1 protein-coding gene and 3 tRNA genes are annotated in these 3,592 nt (G+C 36.9%); 3 read left to right on the forward strand and 1 reads right to left on the reverse strand.

The annotated features are described in order from the left end of the window. Positions 1 to 32 precede the first annotated feature (32 nt). Positions 33 to 2,810, reverse strand: coding sequence for an ATP-binding protein (locus CXF64_RS09225; RefSeq protein ID WP_101216868.1), 2,778 nt, complete (start codon positions 2,808 to 2,810; stop codon positions 33 to 35). A gap of 341 nt (positions 2,811 to 3,151) precedes the next feature. Here CXF64_RS09225 and CXF64_RS09230 point away from each other — a divergent pair. The 3 genes from CXF64_RS09230 to CXF64_RS09240 all read left to right on the forward strand — a co-directional run bounded on the left by CXF64_RS09230 (position 3,152) and on the right by CXF64_RS09240 (position 3,584). Further along, positions 3,152 to 3,227: transfer RNA gene (locus CXF64_RS09230), tRNA-Phe, on the forward strand. A gap of 71 nt (positions 3,228 to 3,298) precedes the next feature. Continuing rightward, positions 3,299 to 3,374: transfer RNA gene (locus CXF64_RS09235), tRNA-Thr, on the forward strand. A 134-nt stretch (positions 3,375 to 3,508) separates the two neighbouring features. Further along, positions 3,509 to 3,584: transfer RNA gene (locus CXF64_RS09240), tRNA-Phe, on the forward strand. The last annotated feature ends 8 nt before the right edge of the window (positions 3,585 to 3,592 follow it).

Below are 3,592 nucleotides of genomic sequence, written 5' to 3' on the forward strand. Positions count from 1 at the left end.
GGCTAAATAGCCCTTTTTTTGTGTGCGATTATTTAATCACTTAACTCATCTTCTTGCTCAGAGATTTTAATTTGTTCTTTTAAAAATTGAGCTGCTTTAGAGTATTCAATTTCTAACTTATCTCTTAAGTCTATTAATTCATCGGTTGTGAGTTCACCTTTTTTACATTTATCTTCAAATGCACTTGAAAGTTCTGCCACCGTTAGGGCACCAATTGTTTTGGAGATCGATTTTAATTGATGACACCCTTCAATAATCTCATCTAAATCGTTAACCATAACGCCTGAATTAATCCCCTTAATTAGCCCTTGGCTTTGTTCTAAATACATTTTGAAAAAGCGTAACTGTTTAGCTTCGTCACCATTTACATATTTAGCAACTGCTTCCACATCAATAGGTAGCGCCATGGTTTGATGGATAACTACATTCTGGTTTTGGCTTTGCTTATCGCTCCAGCGTTTTAAAGTGTCCTCTAACGCGTTTAGCTCTATAGGTTTGGTAATGAAGTCGTTTATACCTACGGCTAAACAACGCTCTTTTTCGCCTTTAAGTGCGTTTGCTGTTACAGCAATAATGTAAGGCTGTGCATCAATTGATTCTAATAGCTCTGCTTCGTTACGGATTTTTTCGACCATATCGTAACCCGACATTTTAGGCATGTGTAAGTCGGTTAAAATAAGTGAGTAATCACCTTTTCTCCACATATCTAAGCCTTCTTCACCGTTGTTTGCTATCTCAACGCCAAAACCTAGTATGTGTAATTGATCGGTTAGCACTTGTTGGTTTAGAAGGTTATCTTCAACAAGTAAAACCAATTTGTTTGATTTACGAGCTTGCTCAACATTTAAATAATTATTAAGTGTTTTGGTTTTTTTAATTTGTTTAGGTGTATGCAAACCTGCAGCGACTAAAATAGACAGCATAAAATTAGACTTACATAAAGGAGAGGCATTAATATAAAAAATATTATTATGATTTATAGCCGCTTCATCAAGCTTGCTTAGTACAACAACTTGTTGTTTATAATCCTCTAATGAATAAAATAAGCGTCTTAGCAGCGCGTTTGTTTTATCCATATTGTCTATGCCATCAGCCACCCAAATAATATCTTGCGAATGTTGGTGCTCTTCAATTTCTTCTTCTGTGTGTGCATAAACTATTTTAGCGCCCATAAACGATAAATAACGGTACATTGTTTTTTCACGTTCTAGGTGATTACTAACTACAACAATTTGCTTACCATTTAATGCACCTTTGTGTGCATATTTAATTCTACCCGATGTGCTAAACGGCAGTTCAACAGTAAACTCACTGCCAATTCCTGTATGGCTAGTTACATGAATAGTCCCTAGCATAAGCTCAGTTAAGCTTTTACAAATAGAAAGACCTAAACCTGTCCCTCCATATTCTCGGGTAATTGAATTTTCGGCTTGAATAAACGGATTAAATATTTCGCGTAGTTGTGCCTGCGACATGCCTTTACCGTTATCAGTTACGCAAAAGCGTAAGGTAAAGTGATCAGTCGTATTATGTACCACCTCTACTGATATTTTTACATGCCCTTGGGTTTTTTCATCAGTGCTCGTAAATTTAATTGCGTTGCTACATAGATTATAAAGAACCTGACGTACACGTACGCTATCACCGGTAAGATTTATAGGAATATCTGGTGCTATTGCTAGCTCTAAATCAAGCTCACGTTTTTTAGCAACAGATGAGAGCACACGAGCAACTTCTTCAATAGTATCGGTTACCGAAAATGGGATCGGGTCAATATTTAGCTTTCCAGCCTCAATTTTAGAAAAATCTAAAATATCATCCAAAATGCTCAATAACGAAAATGCTGATTCACGAATAATCGTACTTAAACGATGCTGAGCGCCATCAAGTTCGGTCTGGCGCAGTAAATCAATAGTACCTATAACACCATTCATCGGTGTTCTTATTTCGTGACTCATCGTTGCTAAGAATGTTGTTTTAGTTTCGCTTGCTCGCTCTGCTTTTAATGTGGCTTGCTCAAGCGCTAAGGTACGATTTTGCACTTCGGCTTCTAGGCCATTTTGTAATTTATAAAGCTCTTTTTGTGCAGAGTCATTCTCGCTCATTGCAGTTTGTACTTTTTGTAGCAATAAGTTGATGTTTTTTGCTACTACACCTAAACCAATATCAAGTTGCTCATCAACATTACTATTATAATTAGCATCTTCAGTGATTGCCTGTAACTCTTGAGTAAGAGTGTCAGTACTTTTACGTAAGCGCGTATTAATGTACATATTAAACATTAAAGTAAGTATAAATAATGCAGCAACACTCGCTATCGCGATGATGTAAGCGATAACTTGAGAGTCTTGAGCGCTTAAAGGCGTGGCTGGTATGTTTTGCTTAATAATAAGCTCGCCAATGGGTTGATCGTTTAACAATAGTAGGTGATGCAGAATACCTTCTTCTTTTAAGTGCTTTTCAGTTTTAACAGAAGCGATGGCTGGTTTACTGCTGCTATATACCAACTGAGTATCTGATGTAGCATTGAAGCGATATAGAGTATATTCAAAGTCACCGTCTAATAAGGAGGTTAAATCAAGTAACTGTTTTACTTTACCTTGACCATACATAGTTAATGCATCAACCATAGGTAAGTCTAATCTATCGGCAAGCGTTACAATATTAATAGATGATACTGGTTGGGCTGTCTTAACTTCAGTTTGTGTATAAAATGAGTGGGCAACAATAGCGAGCGCTGTTACAGCAATATTAATGATTAAAAAAAGTGGCCGTAAGCCTTTTACTGGCGATGAGAATTTACTCTGCATTGATTGTTTCCAATTGATGTGTTTTTACTACGATAAGTCCCTATCGTACGTATCTAAGCTAATCGTAACATTTACAAAAAATAATTCACTACGGTTTTAGTCTGATTTAGTTATATTTATTTATAGTTATAGCCCGATTTGTGGTAAAAATGAACGTTATTAATAAAAAATGTACTGAGTTGTCTGAAAACCGTTCAAACAGTTATAAAGAAGAAAAAAAAAGTTGACTTGTAAGGGCAAAACTCGTTTAATACGCCGCACGCCCAGATAGCTCAGTCGCTAGAGATGAGTGGGAATTGCATTAAAAATCCCTTAAGATTTTTAATTAGCACTGTTTAAGTGCCTCGATAGCTCAGTTGGTAGAGCAGAGGATTGAAAATCCTCGTGTCCCTGGTTCGATTCCGGGTCGAGGCACCATTTATTAAAGTAGTGGTGTTTAATCAACAGTTTAAACATTATTACGCGTGCCTTAGCACACAGTTTTGTGTGCCGACTTAGCTCAGCTGGTAGAGCAACTGACTTGTAATCAGTAGGTCAACCGTTCGACTCGGTTAGTCGGCACCATTTATTTAAAGTAGTTTGAAAAGAAAGCTGTAATCAGTAGTCTGTTCAAATTACCCGTCGACTCGGTTAGTCGGCACCATTTATAAAGCTAAAAGTTAAATAATTATTTTACTTTTAGTTAGCACAGTTTATGTGCCTCGATAGCTCAGTCGGTAGAGCAGAGGATTGAAAATCCTCGTGTCCGTGGTTCGATTCCGCGTCGAGGCACCATTTACTTT

It is taken from the genome of Pseudoalteromonas sp. GutCa3 (genome assembly GCF_002836155.1).
In the GTDB taxonomy this organism is placed as follows: Bacteria; Pseudomonadota; Gammaproteobacteria; order Enterobacterales; family Alteromonadaceae; genus Pseudoalteromonas; species Pseudoalteromonas arctica.